The sequence below is a fragment of the Tepidimonas thermarum genome (assembly GCF_007556705.1).
Taxonomy (GTDB): domain Bacteria; phylum Pseudomonadota; class Gammaproteobacteria; order Burkholderiales; family Burkholderiaceae_C; genus Tepidimonas; species Tepidimonas thermarum.
This window is the reverse complement of sequence record NZ_VJOL01000008.1, coordinates 1-20,227: the sequence shown is the minus strand read 5'-3', so window position 1 is coordinate 20,227 and position 20,227 is coordinate 1. Positions and strand designations below refer to the sequence as shown.

General features: G+C 71.2%; 13 protein-coding genes and 1 riboswitch. Of the genes, 8 read left to right on the top strand and 5 right to left on the bottom strand.

Going from position 1 to position 20,227, the window contains the following annotated elements:
• The first annotated feature begins 2 nt into the window (after positions 1-2).
• Genes recC through Tther_RS03520 form a run of 4 tightly spaced genes read left to right on the top strand, consistent with a single transcriptional unit; the run spans position 3 to position 10,525 of the window.
• Complete coding sequence (gene recC, locus Tther_RS03535) at positions 3-3,725, top strand: exodeoxyribonuclease V subunit gamma (protein WP_143900980.1); 3,723 nt, start codon at positions 3-5, stop codon at positions 3,723-3,725.
• On the top strand, positions 3,722-7,624 hold the full coding sequence (gene recB / locus Tther_RS03530; protein ID WP_185974996.1) for an exodeoxyribonuclease V subunit beta: 3,903 nt from the start codon (positions 3,722-3,724) through the stop codon (positions 7,622-7,624). The genes recC and recB overlap by 4 nt, the downstream gene beginning before the upstream one ends.
• Positions 7,621-9,657, top strand: coding sequence for an exodeoxyribonuclease V subunit alpha (recD, locus tag Tther_RS03525; protein WP_143900976.1), 2,037 nt, complete (start codon positions 7,621-7,623; stop codon positions 9,655-9,657). The genes recB and recD overlap by 4 nt, the downstream gene beginning before the upstream one ends.
• A 4-nt stretch (positions 9,658-9,661) precedes the next feature.
• The gene (locus tag Tther_RS03520; RefSeq protein ID WP_143900974.1) at positions 9,662-10,525 is read left to right on the top strand and encodes an alpha/beta hydrolase; all 864 of its coding nucleotides are present in this window, start codon (positions 9,662-9,664) and stop codon (positions 10,523-10,525) included.
• Here Tther_RS03520 and Tther_RS03515 read toward each other — a convergent pair.
• On the bottom strand, positions 10,509-11,339 hold the full coding sequence (locus Tther_RS03515) for an undecaprenyl-diphosphate phosphatase (protein ID WP_143900972.1): 831 nt from the start codon (positions 11,337-11,339) through the stop codon (positions 10,509-10,511). The two genes, Tther_RS03520 and Tther_RS03515, sit on opposite strands and share 17 nt — an antisense overlap.
• 90 nt (positions 11,340-11,429) lie before the next feature.
• Entirely contained in the window at positions 11,430-11,792 is a 363-nt protein-coding gene (locus tag Tther_RS03510; protein ID WP_143900970.1) for a hypothetical protein, read from the bottom strand.
• Positions 11,793-11,944: 152 nt separating this feature from the next.
• On the opposite strand from Tther_RS03510, the gene Tther_RS03505 reads away from it, so the two are divergent.
• From Tther_RS03505 to Tther_RS03495, 3 genes are read left to right on the top strand one after another with little or no spacing between them, the layout of a single operon-like run.
• The gene (locus Tther_RS03505) at positions 11,945-12,148 is read left to right on the top strand and encodes a globin family protein (protein ID WP_143900968.1); all 204 of its coding nucleotides are present in this window, start codon (positions 11,945-11,947) and stop codon (positions 12,146-12,148) included.
• Between the two features lie 6 nt (positions 12,149-12,154).
• Positions 12,155-13,318 carry a GGDEF domain-containing protein gene (locus Tther_RS03500; RefSeq protein ID WP_342781757.1) on the top strand — a complete coding sequence of 388 codons (1,164 nt, stop codon included), beginning with the start codon at positions 12,155-12,157 and terminating at the stop codon, positions 13,316-13,318.
• Between the two features lie 9 nt (positions 13,319-13,327).
• Positions 13,328-15,403 carry a glutamine--tRNA ligase gene (locus Tther_RS03495; protein WP_143900964.1) on the top strand — a complete coding sequence of 692 codons (2,076 nt, stop codon included), beginning with the start codon at positions 13,328-13,330 and terminating at the stop codon, positions 15,401-15,403.
• A 22-nt stretch (positions 15,404-15,425) separates the two neighbouring features.
• On the opposite strand, the gene infA is transcribed toward Tther_RS03495, so the two are convergent.
• A complete protein-coding gene (gene infA / locus Tther_RS03490) occupies positions 15,426-15,692 on the bottom strand; it encodes a translation initiation factor IF-1 (RefSeq protein ID WP_143900962.1) in 267 nt (88 codons plus the stop codon).
• A 305-nt stretch (positions 15,693-15,997) separates the two neighbouring features.
• Between infA and Tther_RS03485 the strand changes: the two genes are divergently transcribed.
• A complete protein-coding gene (locus Tther_RS03485; protein WP_143900960.1) occupies positions 15,998-17,212 on the top strand; it encodes an MFS transporter in 1,215 nt (404 codons plus the stop codon).
• Here Tther_RS03485 and thiC read toward each other — a convergent pair.
• Together thiC and Tther_RS03475 are read right to left on the bottom strand one after the other, a co-directional pair.
• Positions 17,188-19,116, bottom strand: a complete 1,929-nt coding sequence (thiC, locus tag Tther_RS03480; RefSeq protein WP_143900958.1) for a phosphomethylpyrimidine synthase ThiC — start codon at positions 19,114-19,116, stop codon at positions 17,188-17,190. The two genes, Tther_RS03485 and thiC, sit on opposite strands and share 25 nt — an antisense overlap.
• A gap of 113 nt (positions 19,117-19,229) precedes the next feature.
• Positions 19,230-19,334: riboswitch (TPP riboswitch) on the bottom strand.
• A gap of 96 nt (positions 19,335-19,430) precedes the next feature.
• Positions 19,431-20,021, bottom strand: coding sequence for a TonB-dependent receptor (locus tag Tther_RS03475; RefSeq protein ID WP_185974995.1), 591 nt, complete (start codon positions 20,019-20,021; stop codon positions 19,431-19,433).
• Between the last annotated feature and the right edge of the window lie 206 nt (positions 20,022-20,227).

The following is a 20,227-nucleotide window of genomic DNA, read 5'->3' as shown; positions in this document are numbered from 1 at the left end:
CCATGCACGCCACGGCCAGGGAGACGACCACGCACGCGGGCAGCGCCGACGACCAACCGTCCGGCCTGCTCGTGGTGCATGGCAACCGTGCCGAGGATCTGCTGGCCCTGGCCATGCAATGGACGGCACGCTGGCCGCTGGCGCCGCTGGAGATGGAAACCTGGCTCGTGCCCTCGCAGGGTGTGGCCCAGTGGGTGCGGCAGACGCTGGCCGCTGGCCCGCACGGCATAGCCGCCAGCCTGGACCTGCGGCTGCCCGCGCAGTGGCTGTGGCACACCTACCGCGTCTTGCTGGGTGAGGACGCCGTGTCCGAGACGGCAGCGCTCGACGAGGGCCCCATGACCTGGCGCTTGTGGCGGCTGCTGCCCGTGCTGTGCAGCGGGCCGGACGCCGAGGTCTATGCCCCGCTGGCGCGCTACCTGGCCGACGACCCCGACGGACGGCGCCGCGGCCAACTGGCGCGGCGCCTGGCCGATCTGTACGACCAGTACCAGGTCTACCGGGCCGACTGGCTGCGCGACTGGGCGGCGGGCCACGACCAGATCGGCGATGCCGTGGGGCACCGCCAGCCGCTGCCCGACGATGCCCGTTGGCAGGCTCACCTGTGGCGTGCGGTGCGCCAGGACGCCCTGGCCGCCCCCGATACCGGCCCCGATACTGCCCCCAACGCCGCGGCCGACACGGGCAGCCCCGCGCCGGCCTTGAGCCGGGCCGATTGGCACGCCGCCTTCGTCGCCGCGGCACGCCGCCACCCGGACCAGCCGCGGCCCGCGGGGCTGCCACGGCGCCTGACCGTGTTTGGCTTGAGCGGGCTGCCGCCCGCAACGCTGGAGGCGCTGGCGCTGGTGTCGCGCTGGTCGCAGGTGTTGGTGTGCGTGCTCAACCCCTGCCGCTACCACTGGGCCGACATGGTGCCCGATGCGGTGTGGCTGGCGCGCCTGGACGCCCACTGGCGCGCCCGCCAGGCCCGCCGCCCGGGCAGCCCGCCACAGCTCGCCCCCGGCGACACGGCCCGGCACGGCCACCCGCTGTTGGCGGCCTGGGGACGCCAGGGGCGCGACTTCATCGCCTTGTTGCAGGCGCACGAAGAGCGCCCGGTGCGTGACCGCTTCGACGCCGCGCTGCAAGCCTTGGGCCAGCGGGTGGACCTGTTCGCCTCCCCCATCCCGGCCGGCAGCACCGGCTCCCTGTTGGCCCAGCTGCAAGACGACATCTTGCACGGCCGCCCGCTGCACGAAACACGCGACCTGTGGCCCCCCGTCGATCCCGCCCAGGACGCCTCGCTGCGCTTTCACATCTGCCACACCGCGCTGCGCGAGGTCGAGACGCTGCACGACCGGCTGCTGGCCGCGCTGCACCGGGACCCCACGCTGCAACCGCGCGACATCCTGGTCATGGTGCCCGATGTGGCCACCTACGCGCCGTTGGTGCATGCCGTCTTCGGCCGCCTGCCGCCCAACGACCCGCGCCACATCCCCTACGCCATCAGCGACGCCGCCGACGCCACCGGCGCTCAGCTGGTGGCGCTGGTGCGCGGCCTGTGCGCGCTGCCGCGCAGCCGCTTGACGCTGCGCGAGGTTTTGGGCTGGCTGGACATCCCGGCGTTTGCGCGCCGCTTCGGCTTCACCGCGGCGGATCTGGAGACGCTGGCACGCTGGCTCGGCGAAGCCGGCGTGCGCTGGGGCTTGGACGCGGCGCACCGCCAGCGCCTCGGTCTGGTCGCGGCAGCGGACGGCGCCGCCCAGCGCCTGACCTGGCGCGACGGCCTGCGCCGCCTGTGGCTGGGCTACGCCACCGGGCCGGTGGACGGGCAGTGGCAGGACCACGTGCCCGCGCACGGTGTCGCCCCGCTGGAAGCGCCCCTGCTCGCGCGCCTGCAAAGCCTGCTCGATGCGCTGGAGCGGCACGCCGCCACACTGGAAACCCCAGCATCCGCAGCGCAGTGGCGACAACGGCTGCAGGCCCTGCTCGACGACTGTCTGGCGCTCGACCCCCAGGCGCCCGACCCGGCCGAATGGCAAGCCCTGCAGCGCCTGCGCGCGGCGCTGATCGAGTGGGCGGACGAAGCCGCCGCCGCGGGCGATGCCGAGCTGCCCGTGGCCGTGGTGGCCGACGCCTGGCTGGTCCGCGCCACCCCGGCGCCACCCGGCCAACGGTTTTTGGCCGGCGCCGTCACCATCGCCACTCTGCTGCCCATGCGGGCGGTGCCGTTTCGGCACATCCACATCCTGGGGCTGCACGATGGGGCCTACCCGCGGCGCCAACCGGCCGACGACTTCGACCTGATGGCCACCCACCCGCGTCCCGGCGACCGGCAGCGCCGCCACGAGGACCACTACCTGTTCCTCGAGGCGCTGCTGTCGGCGCGCGAATGCCTGACCCTGTCGTGGGTGGGGCGCAGCGCGCTCGACGACCACGAGCGTGCCGCCTCGGTGCTGGTCGATCAGCTGCGCGACCACCTGGCCGCCGGCTGGCGGCTTGCCGGCCACGAGGGCGAAGGGGCTGGCCCGGCGCTGCTCGAGGCGCTGACCACGCAGCACCGCCTGCAACCCTTCGATGCGGCCTACTTCCAGCGCGACGCCACCGACGGCACGCCGCCCTCACCCACGCAACGCTGGTTCAGCTACGCCCACGAGTGGCTGCCGTCGGGCCGTGCACCGGCGGTCGCGCCCTGCGCGGCAACGCTGCCCCCCTGGCCCCACGAGACCCCCATCGATCTGCGCACGCTGGCCGACTTTTTGCGCCACCCGGCGCGCGCCTTTTACCGCCAGCGCCTGCGGGTCGATCTGACCGAGGCCGACGCGCCGGCCGACGACAGCGAACCGTTTGACACCGACGGCCTGACGCGCTGGCGCATCGACGACGCCTGGGTCCGCGCGGCGGCCCGCGCCGCGTGGCAGGGTCACGACGATGCCGTGCTGCTGGCCACCTGCGACACGGTGTGGCAGCGCGCGGTCTGGCGCGGCCTGTGGCCCGCCGGTGCGGTGGGGGTGGCGCAGGCGGGCGACTGGCGCGACGCGGTGCCCCGCATCGGACGCGCGGTGCGGGCGTTTCGCGCCCGCTACCCGGCGCGCGCCGCCGAGCCGGTCGTGCTCGACGAGCGTCTCGATCTGGACGGCGGCACGTTGCACATCCGCGATGCCTTTGCCCCCCCATACGCCGCGGCCGACGGCGAGCGCGCCGTGCTCGTGTGCCAGGGCAGCGCCCTGGTGGACGCCAACGGGCCCAAGAGCGGGCTGCGCGTGCGCCACCACAAACTGCTCGAACCCTGGGTGCAGCACCTGGCCCACCACCGCGCCCATGGCCCGGTGTGGACCTGGGTGCTCAGCCCGCGCGGCCTGTACGCCCTGAAGCCGCTGCCGGCCGAGGTGGCCGAGGCCGCATGGCGCGCCTTGGCGACGCATTGGCTGCACGGCATGGCTGCGCCCTGCCCGCTGCCGCCCGAGGTGGGCGTGCGCATGCTGCAACACCTGCAGCGCCGCGATGGCGACGCCGCCAGCGCCTGGCTCGAGGGGTGCAAACGCTACGACGGCGACGAGTACCAAGCGGGCGTGCGCGACCGCGACGCCTACTGGCGGCTGGCCTTTCCGGACTTCACGGCGCTGGCCGGCCCGCTCGAACAGGCCGCCCGCAGTCCGCTGCTGCGCGCCGCCGAGGCGCTGCTGCGTCCGCTCATGGATGCCGCGGTGCCCCCACCCCACGCCCCCGCGGAGGACACCCCGTGACGAATACCGCACGCGTCCTCGACATCGCCACCTTTGCGCTGCACGGCAGCCAGCTCATCGAGGCCAGCGCCGGCACCGGCAAGACCTGGACCATCGCCATGCTCTACCTGCGGCTCATCCTTGGGCCGCACCCGGGTGCGGTGGCCGCCATCGAGCGACCGCTGCACCCGCGCGAGATCCTCGTCGTCACGTTTACCGAGGCCGCCACGCAGGAGCTGCGCGACCGCATCCGCCGCCGTTTGGGCGAAACGGCCACCGTGTTTGCCGACGGCCAACGCGCGGCTGCCGACTTCCCCGATCCCCTGCGCCCCATCGCCCAGCTGCGCGACCTCTACCCGCCAGCCCACTGGGGGGCGCTGGCGCAGCGGCTGCACATCGCGGCCGATGCCATGGACGACGCCGCCATTTCGACCTTGCACGGCTGGTGCCAGCGGGTGCTGCGCGAGCAGGCGTTTCTGAGCGGGGTGCCGTTTGCGCTGACCTTGCGGCCCGACGTGAGCGACCTCATCGACGAGGCGGTGGCCGACCTGTGGCGCCTGCAGGTGCAAACGCTGCCCGCGGAGCAGGCGCAAGCGGTGGTCGACCGCTGGCACAGCCCCGACGCCCTCGGCAAAGCGGTGCGGCCGCTGCTGCCCCATGCGGCGCAGGGCACGGCATTCGACCCGGCGCTGGCCCACATGACCGTGGCGCAGGTGCTGCAGGTCGGCCAAGACCAGCGCCGCGCGGCGCTGGCCCGGCTCAAGGCCGAGCTGGCGCCGTGCGTGCAGGCCGCCGGCGCCGCCATCGACGCCCACGGCCTGTGGCGGGTCTTGGGTCAGCCCGCCAGCGCACGGGCGTGGATGCAGCGGCTGTCGGACTGGGTCAACGACCCCGATGACGACGGCGAACCGTCACTGGGCACGGGGTGGGAACGGTTGACGCGCGAACACCTGCTGCGCCAACCCGAAACCGCAGTCCCCGTGGCGGTGGCCGCCTTGCCGTTGTGGGATGCGCTGGCGCGCCTGCGCCCGGCCCTCAAAACCCTGCCCTGCCCCATGGCGGGCGTCCTGCGGCTGGCCGCGGTGTGGGTGCAGCGGCGCGTGGAACAAAGGCTGGCCGAGCGCGACGAGATCGGCTTTGACGGACTGCTGACCCGCTTGGCGCAGGCGCTGGACGGACCGCTGGGGCCGGCGCTGGCGGCGCGCACGCGCGCGCGCTACCCGGCGGCCTTGGTGGACGAATTTCAGGACACCGACCCGGTCCAGCTGCGCATCCTGCAACGCATCTACGGGCTGGAGGCGCCGGCGGAGGCCACCGCCCTGATCCTGATCGGCGACCCGAAGCAGGCGATCTACGCCTTCCGGCAGGCCGACGTGCACAGCTACTTGCAGGCGCGGCGCGCGTGCGCGACACGCCTGTGGCGGCTCGACACCAACCGGCGCTCCAGCCACGCCTACGTGGCTGCGGTCAACCACCTGTTCGAGCAAGCCGAACGGCGCACGCCGCAGGGCGCCTTCCGCATGGGCGGCGGCGGCGACCATGCGCTGCCCTTCGTGCCCGTGCACGCCCACGGACGCCCGGAACGCTGGTGCGACGCCGGCAATGCGGATGCGCCCGCGCTCACGATCGGGCTGCTGCCCACGCCCGCCGGAAAACCCTGGACCCAAACCGCACTGCGTGACGCCATGGCCGCAGCCTGTGCCGACCGCGTGGCCCGTTGGTTGCAAACCGCCAGCGCGGGCCAGACCGGCTTTCGCGCGCCGGATGGCCGCTGGCAGCCGCTGCGCCCCGACGATATCGCCGTGCTGGTCAACGACCGCTTCGAAGCCGCCGCGCTGCAGGCCGCCCTGCAAGCGCGTGGCGTGGCCAGCGTGTTCCTGTCCGACCGGGAGTCGGTGTACGCCAGCCCCGAGGCCGAGGATCTGCAACGCTGGCTGCACGCCTGCGCCCACCCGGGCGACGCCCAAGCCGTGCGGGCCGCGCTGGCCACCCCGAGTCTGGGGTGGACCCCAACCGAGCTGGAAGCCGCGCAGACCGACGACGGACGCTGGGAAGCGCTGCTCGCGCGCTTTGCGCACTACCACACCGTGTGGCAACGCCACGGGGTGCTGCCTGCCGTGCGCGCCTTGCTGCACGACTTTCACGTCCCGCAGCGGCTGCTCCATGCGCACGCCAGCGCGCCGCGCGGCGAGCGGGCGCTGACCAACCTGTTGCACCTGGCGGAGCTGTTGCAAAGCGCCGCGGCCCCCGCAAGCGGCCGGCACGAACCGGCGGCGGTGCTGCAGCACCTGCTTCGGGCCCGCCACCGGGCGCTGGCCGGGCAGCTCCCTGAGGGCGATGACAGCGCCACCCCCCAGCTGCGGCTGGAGAGCGAACGCGACCGCGTCATCCTCGTCACCGTGCACAAGTCCAAAGGGCTGGAATACCCCGTGGTGTGCTACCCGTTCGCCATGCACGCGCGCGTGCGCGACGCGACACGCGCGCGCTCCGGCGGCGTCGGTGTCCTGACCTGGCACGACGCCGACGGGCGGCTGCAGGTCACGTTCAGCGACGAGGGCGAGCGCTGGCTCGAGGCGCAAACGCAGGCCGAGGCCGAGCGGTGGGCCGAAGACCTGCGCCGGCTCTACGTGGCCCTGACACGTGCGTGCCACGCCGCGTGGATTGGGCTGGCCGCCACCGACCAACTGCCCGTCAGCGCCCTGGGTCACCTGCTGGGCATCACCGCGTTGCCAGCAGGTGCCCCCGATGCCGCGCTGGAAGCCGCGTTGGCGTCCCTGCTGGCACCGGGCATCGCCATCGCCGTGCAACGCTGCCAACCCGATGCCCCCGCCGTGCGCTGCGCGCCGTCGGCGCCCGGCCCGCAGGGGGCGCCAGTGGCGCGGGCGGCATGGACCGTCCCCGCGATACCCCGGCCAGGCTGGTGGATCGCGAGCTACTCCGCGCTGCTGGCGCCGGCCACCCCCGCGGCACCGCCGGAGGCTCCCACCGACACCAGCCCCGATGCGCCGGCCAGCGCGCGCGACGAGCAGCTGGTGGAAAGCGCCATCGCCGACGACGGTGCCGACGCAGCCTTGGAGGGGACGGCGGCACCGGGTGGGGACAGCGTACCGCCCAGCGCCACGCCCCCCGCAGCCGCCGACACCGCCCCCTGGCACCGGCTGCCGCGCGGGGCCCTGACCGGCACGGCCCTGCACGCCGTGCTCGAGGACTGCGCGCGCACCGGCTTTGCGCGCGCGGTCACGCACGCCAGCGCCCTGCAACAACGGGTGGAGCGTGTGCTGGCCCAGCACGGCTGGCCCGGTGCGCACCTCGCGACAGACAGCGCCGACCTGGCCCAGTGGGTGCAGGCCATCGTCCACGCGCCGCTGCCCCTGCCCGCGCCGCAAGCACCGGTCACCTGTCTGGCCGCTCTGCACACCGTGCAACCCGAATGGGAATTCTGGCTGGGCACGGCACGGCTGGACGCAGCGCGGCTCGACGCCTGGGTGCGGCAAGCCACGCTGGACAACGCCCCCCGACCGGCACTGCGCGAGGCCACGCTGCATGGCATGCTCAAGGGTTTCGTCGATCTGGTGTTCGAGCACCAGGGGCGCTACTACGTGCTGGACCACAAATCCAACGCGCTGGGCGCCGCTGACGAGGCCTACACCCACGACGCCGTGCAACGCGCGGTGCTCGAACACCGCTACGAACTGCAAGCCGTGCTCTACCTGGTCGCCCTGCACCGCCTGTTGCGCCAGCGCCTGCCGCGCTACCAGCCCGCTGCGCATCTGGGCGGTGCCCTGTGCGTGTTCTGGCGCGGCGTGCAGGCGCCCACGCGCGGTGTGTTCGCGCTGCCCGCGCCCGTGGAGCTCATCGAGCGCCTCGATGCCGCGCTGGCAGGCCACCCCGCCGCAACGCCGGAGGCTGCGTGCGCATGAGCCGGGACGACGCCCTGCACGTGTGGTTGGAGCGCGGACTGGCCAGCGGCGAGTGGCGGGCCGTCGATGCGGACTTTGCGCGCTTCGGCGCCCAGTGCGCGCCGCAGGCGCCGGTGGCGGCACTGCTCGCCAGCGCGTGCCTGAGCCGGCGCGTCGGCGACGGCCATGTCTGCCTGGACCTGGATGCCCTCTCAGCCAGCGCGGGGCCGTGCGAACGCTGGCTGGCCCAGTGCTGGCGCGACGACCCCACCAGCCTGGATGCGCCGGGTTGGATCGGCGACGGCGACGTGCTCACCCCGCTGGTACGCCAGGGTGCGCGCCTGTACCTGTGGCGTCATTGGGCCAGCGAACAGGCCGTCGCCCGCGCGCTCGCGCACCGGCTGCAGAACCCGCCACCGGTGCCACACGCAAACGCGCTGCGGCCCTGGATCGAGGCGCTCTTTGGCCCGGTGCCCGCCTCGCCATCGCCCACCTCGCCAGCGCCCGATTGGCAGCGCCTGGCCTGCGCGCTGGCCACGCGCACCAGCCTGTTCGTGCTCACGGGCGGTCCCGGCACGGGCAAAACCACCACGGTCGTGCGGCTGCTGGCCCTGCTGCAGGGTCTCGCCATCCAGCAGGGCCGGCGCCCCCTGCGCATCGGGCTGGCCGCCCCCACCGGCAAGGCGGCCGCCCGGCTGGACCAATCGATCGGCGCGGCCATCGACCACCTGCCCTGGCTGGCCCTGCCGCTGGATGCCGACCAGTCGGCCACGCTGCGCGCCCACCTGCCGGCGCGCGCCCAGACCGTGCACCGCCTGATCGGCCGCCACAGCGACGGCACGGGCGCGCGCCATGACGCGCGGCATCCGCTGTGGCTCGATTGGTTGGTGATCGACGAAGCCTCGATGATCGACCTGGAGCTGCTGCACGACACCCTGCAGGCGCTGCCCGCACACACCCGGCTCGTGCTCATCGGCGACCGCGACCAGCTCGCCTCGGTCGAGGCCGGTTCGGTCCTGGCGCATCTGTGCGCCCGTGCCCGTGACGGCCACTACACGCCGGCGCTGGCCGACTGGGCCTGCGCGGCCACCGGACAAACCATCCCCGCAGCGCTGCAAGACCCCGCGGGCGAGCCGCTCGACCAAGCGGTGGTCATGCTGCGCCACAGCCGGCGCTTCGACGCGCGCAGCGGCATCGGACGCTGGGCCGCGGCGGTCAACGCCGGCAATGTCGACGAACTTCAGGCCCTGCTGCAGCGCCCGGCGGCCGATGTCGCGGTGCTGATGCCCGCCGCGCCCGCCGACGCCCGCGGCGATACCGCCGCCCAACACGCCTGGCGCGGCGTGCTGCTGCCCGCCTGGGCCGAGCTGCTGCGCCACCTGCGCCAGGGGCCCGCAGACGACAGCCCGGCCGCACTCGACCACTGGGCGCGCACCGCCTTGGCGCTGCACGGTGGCGTGCAGGTGTTGTGCGCGCTGCGCGAAGGCCCCTGGGGGGTGCGCGGCATCAACGCACGGTTGGTGCAGCTGCTGCGCGCCGAAGGGCTGTTGCCGGCCGAGGTCACCTCGCCCGACGGCTGGTACGCCGGGCGTCCCGTGCTGGTTACGCGCAATGCGCCCGAGCTGGGGCTGATGAACGGTGACCTGGGCCTGGTGCTGCCCCTGCCCGCGCCGCGGGGCGCACCCGCCGCGGCCGTGCGCTGGCGCGCCGCCTTTGCCGCCCCCGACCTGCCCGGCGGCGTGCGCTGGGCGTTGCCGGGGCAACTCGCCCACCTGGAAACCGCCTTCGCCCTGACCGTGCACAAGTCCCAGGGATCCGAGTTCGATCACGTGCTGCTGGCCCTGCCGCCGGACCCGGACAATCCCATCCTCACGCGCGAGCTGCTCTACACCGGCATCACGCGCGCGCGCCAACGCCTGACCTTGCTGCTGCCCGGCGGCCCGCACGCGCTGCTTGCCGCAGCGCGCCGGCACACCCAGCGCGATGGCGGCTTGCGCGACGCGCTGCGGGCCGCGCTGTGCCAACCCAACGACCTTGCCGAACCTCCCATCTGACCCCATGACCACGTCCACGCACCGCCCCTGCATCGTCTTTTCGCACGGCAACAGCTTCCCCGCCGGCACGTACAACGTGCTGTTCCAGGCCCTGCGCGAGCGCGGCTACCACGTCATGGCCGTGGACAAGTACGGGCACGACCCGCGCTACCCGGTCACCAGCAACTGGCCACACCTGGTGCAGCAGCTGGCCGACTTCGTGCAGGCCAATGTCGGCCCGCACGACACGCCGCTGTTCCTCGTCGGCCACTCCCTCGGCGGTTTTTTGAGCCTGATGTGCGCCGCCCGCCACCCCGTGCTGGCCGGGCAGCCCGTGCGCGGCGTGGTCATGCTGGATTCGCCGGTGCTCGGCGGCTGGAAGGCGCGCGCCCTGGCCGCGGCCAAGCACACGCGCCTCATCGGCGCGGTCTCGCCCGGGCAGATCAGCCGCAAGCGCCGCAACCGCTGGGCCAACGCCCAGGAGGCGCTGGAGCACTTCCGCCACAAACGCGCCTTCGCCCGCTGGGACCCGCGCGTGCTGGCCGACTACATCGCGCACGGCACCCACGATGTGCACACGCCGGAGGGCACGCAGCGCGTGCTGAGCTTCGACCGCGACATCGAAACCGCGATCTACAACACGCTCCCACACCACCTGGACCGGCTGCTGCGCCGCCACCCCCTGCAGTGCCCGGTGGCCTTCGTTGGCGGCACGCAGTCCGAGGAAATGCGCCGCGTCGGCTTGAACATGACCCACCGCCTGTGCGGCAAGGAACCGTCGGCGCGGCTGCAATTCATCGAGGGCACCCACCTGTTCCCGATGGAAAGGCCGGAGGAAACGGCCGCCGCCATCGACCGCGCGCTGCGGGACTTTACGGCGTCCAGTTGACCCAGCCCAACGCGCCGCTGGCCAGGATGAACACGCCAAAGCCGATGCGGTACCACGCAAACGGCACGAAGGTATGACTGGCCACGTAGCGCAACAGCCACCGCACGCACACCCAGGCCGAGACGAACGAGGTTGCCAGCCCGACCGCAAACATGGGCACGTCCGACGCCGCCAGCAGCGCGCGGTGCTTGTACAGGTCATAAGCGGCCGCGCCAAACAGCATCGGGATGGCGAGGAAGAAGCTGAACTCGGTCGCCACCCGGCGCGACAGTCCCAGCGCCATGCCGCCGATGATCGTGGCCCCCGAGCGACTCACCCCTGGCACCAGCGCGGCGCACTGGATCACCCCCACGGCCAGCGCGTCGCGCCAGCCCAGCGCATCCACGTCGGCCACGCGCGCCACGGGCTGGCGCGCATACCACGCCTCCACCCACAGCATGATCAGCCCGCCGACGATGAAGCCGGCCGCCACCACCCAGGCGTTGAACAGCACCACCTTGATCGGCCCGATGAACACAAACCCCGCCAGCGCCGCCGGCAAAAACCCGAGCAGCACGTTGACGGTGAAGCGCTGCGCCTGCCGCTCGCGCGGCAAACCCCGCAGGGTGGCGATCAGGCGCTGCCAGTACAGGCCGACGATGGCCAAAATGGCCCCGGTCTGGATGACCACCTCGAACACCTTGATCGTCTCGCCCGTGAGGCCAAGTGCCGCGGCCGTGAGGATCAGATGGCCGGTGGAGGAAACGGGCAAAAATTCGGTCAGCCCCTCGACCACCCCCATCAGGGCGGCCTGGAGCAGCAAGGCGACATCCATGGGCACGACAGGCAGCAGCAAAGCGCCGAGTGTAACGGCCAACGCCGGCGCTGCTGGCCGTGCGCCGGCGCGCACCCCGGCTCGGCGCGGTCAGCGCCGGTCGCGCCAGCCGTCGTGGCGACGCCAGTCGTCGTCGCGCCAGCCGCGCCACTCGTCGTGGCCGCGGTGCCAGTGGCGGTGCTTGCGGTGCCCCGGCGGCACGGCGTAGCCATAGACCGGCGCATACACCACCGCCGGGGGCACGACCACCGGCACGGGTGGCACCATCACCACCCGCGGCGCCGGCGCCACGATCACGGGCGGCACGTTGCCCACCCCAACCGTCACCCCAGGCTGGTGCACGCCTATCGACCAGTACACATCACCGGCCTGCGCCGCACCGGCCGCTGCCAGCAACGCCACCGGCAGCCAGCGCTGCCAGCGCACCCGTAAAGCAAAGCGTTTGGTGTCCATGGGGCCATTGCACCACCGATCGGCGGCGTTGGGTATGTCGGTCGTGTATCGCACGTAACCGCCTGTAACACCGCACCGCCCGGGGCAGACAGGCCCCCGATCGCCTGCACGATACAATCAAAAATATCATTCAAAAATAAAAAATAAAACAAATGGAACATCTCAGCCCTGTCGAGGAATGGTCCTCGATCCTGGCGCGCACGCCTGCCGCCGTGCGCGAGCACATCGGCCGCGTCGTGCGCACCCACAAAGCCGCCTTGGCCGAGGCGTTCTACGCCGAGATGCTGCAACACCCGCAGGGTCGGCTGTTTTTGGATGCCGACATCGTGCATCAGCGCCTGCACGCGTCGATGTAGCGCTGGCTGGAGGAGCTCTTTGCCCCCCACACGCGGGAGGAGCTCGACGCCATCGTCGCGCACCAGCGCCACGTGGGCGAGGTGCACGCACGCATCCAACTGCCCATCTACCTGGTGGCGCGCGGGGCGCGCTTCCTCAAGGGGCGCTTGCTCGTCACATTGCTGCGCGACGGCCTGGCGCCGGAACTCGCGGAAGCCGCCCTGGTCACCATCGGCGACCTGTTCGACCTGGCGCTGGAGCTGATGGCGGAGTCGTATGTGCGCGACACCCAGCGCGTGGTGCGCAGCGAAGAGGCGTTCCGGTTGCACGCCCTGACGCAGAACCTGCAGGTCGAGCGCGAGCGGCAGCGCTTTTTGCTCGCGAGCTGGGGCCAGGAGGTGCTGTTCACGCTGCACCGCGAGCAAAGCCCGCAGGTGCTGCCCGCGCTGCGCAACGCCGAGTTCGGGCTGTGGTTCCTGCACAAAGGCAGCAACCTGTTCGATGGCGCCCCCGAGGTGGAACTGGTGCACGCCGCGCTGCAGCGCATCGACGAGGTGCTGCTGCCGCGCCTGGCCCGCGCGAACCGCCAGGACCCGGCGCACGCGGCGCTGCTGGTGGACCTGCAAAGCGAGCTGGACAACCTGCAATACCTGGTGCAAATGCTGTTCGAGCGCCACGTCGAGCTCGAAAGCGGCCGCGACGCCCTCACCCGGCTGCTCAACCGGCGGTTTCTGCCCGCCATCCTCTCGCGCGAAATCCAGCTCGCCCAACGCCAGCGGCTGGCCTTTGCGCTGCTGCTGCTCGACCTGGACCACTTCAAAGCGGTCAACGACCGCCATGGCCACGATGCGGGGGACGCGGTCTTGCAGCAAGCCGCCGGCACGCTGCTCAACCAGGTGCGCTCCAGCGATTTCGTCTTTCGCTACGGCGGCGAGGAGTTTCTGGTCGTGCTCGTGGACGTCACACCGGAGCAGGCGCTGCAGCAGGCCGACAAAATTCGGCAGCGCATCGCCACCCACCGCTATGTGCTGCCCAACGGGGCCGAGCTGTCGCTGACCGCCAGCCTCGGCGTGGCCCCCTACAGCGGCCACCCGGACTACCAGTACCTGATCAACCAGGCCGACGCGGCCCTCTACCGCGCCAAGCGTGAGGGCCGCAACCGGGTCTGCCTGGCCGCGGGCGCGACCTAAAATCGCGCCATGAGCGAACACGCCCCGCACGCGGCCACCGGCCCGGCCGCCTCCACCGCATCCAGCAACTTTTTGCGCCACATCATCGAGCGCGACCTGCTCCAGGGCCGCTACCGCGGCCGCCGCTGGGCCGGCAGCCCGGGCGACGGCACGCACCACGAGCAGGGCGGGCCGGACCCGGCCAAGGTGCGCATGCGCTTTCCGCCCGAGCCCAACGGCTACCTGCACGTCGGCCATGCCAAGAGCATCTGGCTCAACTTCAGCCTGGCGCAGGAATTCGGTGGGGTGTGCCACATGCGCTTCGACGACACCAACCCCGAGAAGGAGGAGCAGGAGTACGTCGATGCCATCCTGGATGCCGTGAAGTGGCTGGGTTGGAGCTGGGATGCGCACGGCACCCGCCACCTCTACTACGCCAGCGACTACTTCGACTTCATGTACCGGGCGGCCGAGTATTTGATCGAGACGGGCCACGCCTACGTCGACGAGCAGACGCCCGAGCAGATGCGGGCCAACCGCGGCACGCTCACCGAGCCCGGCATCGACAGCCCCTACCGCCACCGCCCGGCCGAGGAGAGCCTGGCGCGTTTTCGCGAGATGCGCGCCGGCCGCTTCCCCGACGGCGCCATGGTGCTGCGCGCCAAGATCGACATGGCCTCGCCCAACATCAACCTGCGCGACCCGGCGATCTACCGGATCAAGCACGCGACGCACCACAACACCGGCGACACCTGGTGCATCTACCCGATGTACACCTTCGCGCACCCGATCGAGGACGCGCTGGAAAACATCACCCACAGCATCTGCACCCTGGAATTCGAGGACCAGCGCCCCTTCTACGACTGGCTGCTCGAGCGCATCGTGCCCATCCTGCGCGCGCCGCAGTTCGAGCGGGCCCAACAACTGATCGAGCGCATCGAGCAACAGGGCGTGGAAGCGGGCAAAGAGTTTGCGCTGCACTGCCACAACCACGCGCACAAGCTCGGCCCCAACACCGAACCCGAGCGGCGGATGCGCGCGCTCTTCACGAAATGGGAACATGACCGCGAGGCGGTGCTGCGCGACCTGCCCCGCTTCTTCGAACTGCTCAAGACGCAGACGCACCAGTTCACCCCGCTGCTGGCGGCAGCGCTGGAGGCGTACCAGATCGAGCCCTTCAACCTGCCGCACCAGTACGAGTTTGCGCGCCTGAACCTCACCTACGTGGTCACCAGCAAGCGCAAGCTCAAGCAACTGGTGGACGAAGGGATCGTCAGCGGCTGGGACGACCCGCGCATGCCCACCATCGTCGGCCTGCGCCGCCGCGGCTACACGCCCGAGGCCATCCGGCTCTTCTGCGAGCGCACCGGCGTCAGCAAGGCCGGCGGCTGGATCGACTACAGCAGCCTGGAAATCGCGCTGCGCGACGACCTGGAAGGCAAAGCCCCGCGGGCGATGGCCGTGCTCGACCCCGTCCCGCTCAAGCTGACCAACTGGGCCGATGTGTTCGGCAGCGCCGACCACCGCGAGCCCTGCACCGCCCCTGCCCACCCGCAACGGCCCGAACTCGGCCAGCGCCAGTTCAGCCTGGGCCCCGAGATTTGGATCGAGCGCGAGGATTTCATGGAGCAGCCGCCCAAGGGCTACTTCCGCCTGTTCCCCGGCAACAAGGTGCGGCTCAAATACGGCTACGTGATCGAATGCACCGGCTGCGAAAAGGACGCCAACGGTCAGGTGACCGCGGTGCTGGCCACCGTCGTGCCCGACACCAAGAGCGGCACCCCGGGGGCCGACACCGTCAAGGTCAAAGGCACCATCACCTGGGTGGGCGCGCACGAAGCCGTCCCGGCCGAAGTGCGGCTGTACGACCGGCTGTTTGCCGACGCGCAGCCCGACGCGGGCGGCAAGGACTTCAAAGCGGCGCTCAACCCCAACAGCCTGACGGTGGTGCGCGCCTACGTGGAGCCGTCATTGGCCAACGCCCGGGCGGAAGAGCGTTTTCAGTTCGAACGGCACGGCTACTTCTGCGCCGACCGCCACGACCACACGCCCGCGCGCCTGGTCTTCAACCGCATCACCGGCCTCAAAGACAGTTGGGGCAAGTGACGCGCCTGCGCGCGTCTGGCGTTTAGCGCGTCTTGCGCCGCACCGGCGCGGGCGCGCCTGGCGCGCGCGGCTCGAGGTGGCGGAAGGTGATGCGGCCCTTGCTCAAGTCGTAGGGCGAGAGTTCCAGCGACACGCGGTCGCCGGCCAAAATGCGAATGTGGTGCTTGCGCATCTTGCCACCGGAGTAGGCCACCAGCGAGTGGCCGTTTTCCAGGGTGACGCGGTAGCGCGAATCGGGCAGGACCTCGTCCACCGTGCCACGCATTTCGATGAGTTCTTCTTTGGCCATGGGGGCCTCCTGTGGGGTGCGCGCGCTGACCCCGGCGGGCCGCGCAAGACGGACGTCGACACCGATCGACGAACGGTAAGGGAGCTTGCCGGAGAGTGCGCTGAATCGGGGGCAGCGCAGCGTGGGCTGGCTGGCGGCCCGGGTGGTGTGGCGGGCAACCGCCCACCAGGGACAACGACGCCCGCGGGGGAAAGCGACCCGCAAAGCTCATCAACTGTAGCACAGACACGCGCGGCCTGCAGCGTCAGCCCAGGGGCTATCATGATGGCCCTGTCGCGCCGTGGCGGCGCAAGGGAGCGAAACGCATGTGGCAAACCCTGCGCGCGCTGCCGCGCACCGTCTGGCTGATTGGGCTGATCAGCCTGGTCAACGACGCGGCCTCCGATCTGGTCTACCCCCTGGTGCCGCTGTACCTGACCTCGGTGCTGATGGCGGGCCCGCGCGCGCTGGGCATCATCGAGGGCATCGCCGAGGCCACCGCCAGCCTGCTCAAACTGGTCTCGGGCGTCTGGGTGGACCGCGCCCGGCGCACCAAGCCCTGGATCGTGGCCGGCTACGGCCTGGCCGGGCTGGCACGGCCGCTCATCGCCGTGGTATCGAGCTGGCCAGCGCTGTTGGCGATTCGCTTTGCCGACCGTGTCGGCAAGGGCTTGCGCACCTCGCCGCGCGATGCGCTGCTGGCCGCCAGCGTGCCACCCGATCGGCGCGGGCTGGCGTTTGGCGTGCACCGCGCCATGGACAACGCGGGCGCGGTGATCGGCCCGCTGCTGGCCGCCGCGCTGCTGGCCAGCGGCATGCCGCTGCGCGACGTGTTCCTCGGGACCCTGGTGCCCGCGGGTGTGTGCCTGGCCCTGGCGGCGCTGCTGCGCGAGCCCACCCGGACCGCGGGCCAACCGACCGCCACGGGGCCCTCCTGGAACCTGGCCGGCTGGGGGGCGCTGCCGGCGACCTACCGGCGCTACCTGGCCGCAGTGGCGCTGTTTACCCTGGGCAACTCATCCAACATGTTCTTGCTGCTGCGCGCGGCTGACCTGGGGCTGCAGCAGGCCCAGGTGCCGCTGCTGTGGGCGGTGGTGTCGGCCATCGCCATGGCGCTGTCGGCGCCGCTGTCGGGGCTGTCGGACCGCCTGGGTCGGCGCGGGCTGCTGGTGGCGGGGCACCTCATTTACGCGGCGGTGTACGTGGCGCTGGGCCTGGGCACGCCCACCGGTTGGGCGCTGTACGCCCTGTTCGCGTGTTATGGCGTGTTTCTGGCCGCCACCGAAGGGGTGGAAAAGGCCCTGGTCGCCGATCTCGCGCCGGTTGGTCTGCGGGGCACGGCCTACGGCTGGTACCACATGACGGCGGGCTTGATGCTGCTGCCCGCCTCGATGGTGTTTGGCGCGCTCTACGAGCACGTCTCGGTGCAGGCGGCCTTTGGCTTTTCGGCCGCCTGCGCGCTGGGCGCTGCGGGGTTGTTGTGGCGCTGGGTGGCGCCGCCGGATCGCAGCGCGCCTCAGGAGCGTGGCAGCGGCACGTAAACCTCGCCACCAGCTTGGCGAAACGCCGCAGCGCGCTCCTGCATCCCGCTGCGCAACGCCTGCGCTTCGCCCACGCCGTGGCGCGCGGCGTAGTCGCGCACCTCCTGCGTGATCTTCATGCTGCAAAAGCGCGGGCCGCACATGCTGCAAAAGTGCGCCACCTTGGCCGACTCCTTGGGCAGCGTCTCGTCGTGAAAGTCGCGCGCTTGGTCAGGGTCCAGGCCGAGGTTGAACTGGTCCTCCCAACGGAACTCGAAGCGCGCCTTGGACAGCGCGTTGTCGCGGATTTGCGCCCCGGGGTGCCCCTTGGCCAGGTCGGCGGCGTGGGCGGCGAGCTTGTAGGTGATGATGCCTTCCTTGACGTCTTGCTTGTTGGGCAGGCCCAGGTGCTCCTTGGGCGTGACGTAGCACAGCATGGCGGTGCCGTACCAGCCAATGGTGGCCGCGCCGATGGCGCTGGTGATGTGGTCGTAGCCTGGCGCGATGTCGGTGGTCAGCGGCCCCAGGGTGTAAAAGGGCGCCTCGTGGCACTGCTGCAGTTGCAAGTCCATATTCTCCCGGATCAGGTGCAGCGGCACATGGCCAGGCCCCTCGACCATGACCTGCACATCGTGCTTCCAGGCGAGCTGGGTGAGTTCGCCCAGCGTCTTGAGCTCGGCCAGCTGCGCCTCGTCGTTGGCGTCGTAAATCGAGCCCGGGCGCAGGCCGTCGCCGAGGCTGAAGGCCACGTCGTAGGCCTTCATGATCTCGCAGATCTCCTCGAAGTGGGTGTAGAGGAAGTTTTCCTGGTGGTGCGCCAGGCACCACTTGGCCATGATGGAGCCGCCACGGCTGACGATGCCGGTCATGCGCTGCGCGGTCAGGGGGATGTAGCGCAACAGCACGCCCGCGTGGATGGTGAAGTAGTCCACCCCCTGCTCCGCCTGCTCGATCAGCGTGTCGCGAACGATTTCCCAGGTGAGCTCTTCGGCCTTGCCGTGGACTTTTTCCAGCGCCTGGTAGATCGGCACGGTACCAATGGGCACGGGCGCGTTGCGGATGATCCACTCGCGCGTCTCGTGGATGTGCTTGCCGGTGGACAGATCCATCACCGTGTCGGCCCCCCAGCGGATGGCCCAGGTGAGCTTGTCCACCTCCTCCTGGATCGACGAGGTCACCGCGCTGTTGCCGATGTTGGCGTTGACCTTGACCAGGAAGTGGCGGCCGATGATCATCGGCTCGCTTTCTGGGTGGTTGATGTTGGCCGGGATGATGGCGCGGCCGCGCGCCACCTCATCGCGCACGAATTCCGGCGTGATCTCGTCCGGTATCTGGGCGCCAAAAGCCTGTCCGCGGTGCTGGCGGCCGAGCATGGCGGCCAACTTCTGCCCGGTGGGGCCGGCCGCCTGGAGCGACGCCAGGTATTCGCGTCGGCGCAGGTTTTCGCGGATGGCGACGAACTCCATCTCGGGCGTGACGATGCCACGGCGGGCGTAGTGCATCTGCGTGACGTTGGCGCCCGGCTTGGCGCGGCGCACGCGTCGCTGCAGCCCGGGAAAGCGCAGCGCTGCCAGGGCCGCATCGGCCGCACGCGCGCGCCCATAGGCGCTGCTGAGGTCGGGCAGCCACTCGGTGTCGCCGCGCTCGTCGATCCAGCGCTGGCGCAGCGCCGGCAGCCCCTGGCGTATGTCGATGTGCACCGCCGGGTCGGTGTAGGGCCCCGAGGTGTCGTACACGAAGATGGGCGGGTTGGGCTCGGCGCCGAAGGCGGCCGGGGTGTCGCTTTGCTGGATTTCGCGCATGGGCACGCGAATGTCCGGGCGCGAACCCTGCACATAGATTTTGCGTGATCGGGGCAGCGGCGCGACGGCGGCAGGGTCCACCTGGGCCTCGGTGGCCAGGAAGCGGTCGGTGGGGGCGTTCACGGGGCGGTCTCCTTCAAGGGGTGGCACGACACGCTCCGAAGCATCCCCGCCACTGGCGCTGCGACCCACCGCCCCCAGGCGCCGATGCGCCCGGTAGGCTTGGACCACCCCGCGCCACGGGTGGCAGCTCTCCTTCCGCCGGTATGAACCGGATCAAGTTCGCGGGTTCGGCACTGGCCGTCTCAGCCCACACACGGTGGACACCCCGGAGCATGACGAGCATTCTAGCGGGAACATGGCCCGGGGGCGGCGTGCCGGGGCACCCGCACGCCGCGCGCCCGGCCGTGTCCGGCGGCGGATCGCTGCGGCGGCGCTTAGAACGCCTGCTGATACGCCAGCCACACCGTGCGACCAGGCCCCGGCACGGCCGTGCCCCACTGCGGCACATTGGGTGGCATGGGGTTGGTCATGGTCGTACCCTGCCCCACATACGCGCCACCCGTGGGCAGGCGGTACAAGCGATCGAACAGGTTGTCGATCCCCAGTTCCAGCTTGCCCCGGCCCAGACGGGTCGCGGTGCGCACGTTGAGCAGACCGTAGCCCGGCGTGCGCACCTCGTTGCGCACCTGCGACACATCGGTCTTGGCCTTGACGGCCACGAGCTCCAACGCGCTGTCCCACGTGCCCACGCGGTGCGTGAGGCTGATGCGGGCATTGAGGGGCATGATTTGGTAGAGCCCATCGCCCGTGATGCGGTTGCGGCCCTTGAGGTAGCTCAACTGGCCCCGCACACCCCACGCGCCCCAGTCGTTGCGCGCCAAGTCCGCGTGCCCCGACAGGTCCACCCCGTACAGCCGCGCCGACACGTTGGCGTAGCGCAACAGCACAAAGCGCTGATTGCCCACCTGATTGGGCAGACGCTCGGCGTCGATGAAGTTGCGCACATGCGTCAGATGCGGCTCCACCTTGAAGGCCCACGAGCGATCCGGCGCGTGCCATATTGAAATTTTTTGCGCTTTGCGATATGTTGATAATGCAGATTAACAGGCCGTTGAAAAATCCCTCGCCACCCCCCGCGTCGGGCGGTACGATCTGAGGCCAACCGAGAACAACGCAGACGAGCACGATGAGAGGCAGTCAAGACTTCCAGGGGGCGATGTTCAGCTACATC

Excerpts from the sequence above, each read along its gene's own strand:
- infA (WP_143900962.1), bottom strand. The coding sequence starts at position 15,692 with ATGGCCAAAGAAGAACTCATCGAAATGCGTGGCACGGTGGACGAGGTC.
- recC (WP_143900980.1), top strand. The coding sequence starts at position 3 with ATGCACGCCACGGCCAGGGAGACGACCACGCACGCGGGCAGCGCCGAC.
- Tther_RS03505 (WP_143900968.1), top strand. The coding sequence starts at position 11,945 with ATGGAACATCTCAGCCCTGTCGAGGAATGGTCCTCGATCCTGGCGCGC.
- Tther_RS03520 (WP_143900974.1), top strand. The coding sequence starts at position 9,662 with ATGACCACGTCCACGCACCGCCCCTGCATCGTCTTTTCGCACGGCAAC.
- Tther_RS03515 (WP_143900972.1), bottom strand. The coding sequence starts at position 11,339 with ATGGATGTCGCCTTGCTGCTCCAGGCCGCCCTGATGGGGGTGGTCGAG.
- Tther_RS03495 (WP_143900964.1), top strand. The coding sequence starts at position 13,328 with ATGAGCGAACACGCCCCGCACGCGGCCACCGGCCCGGCCGCCTCCACC.
- Tther_RS03510 (WP_143900970.1), bottom strand. The coding sequence starts at position 11,792 with ATGGACACCAAACGCTTTGCTTTACGGGTGCGCTGGCAGCGCTGGCTG.
- Tther_RS03485 (WP_143900960.1), top strand. The coding sequence starts at position 15,998 with ATGTGGCAAACCCTGCGCGCGCTGCCGCGCACCGTCTGGCTGATTGGG.
- recD (WP_143900976.1), top strand. The coding sequence starts at position 7,621 with ATGAGCCGGGACGACGCCCTGCACGTGTGGTTGGAGCGCGGACTGGCC.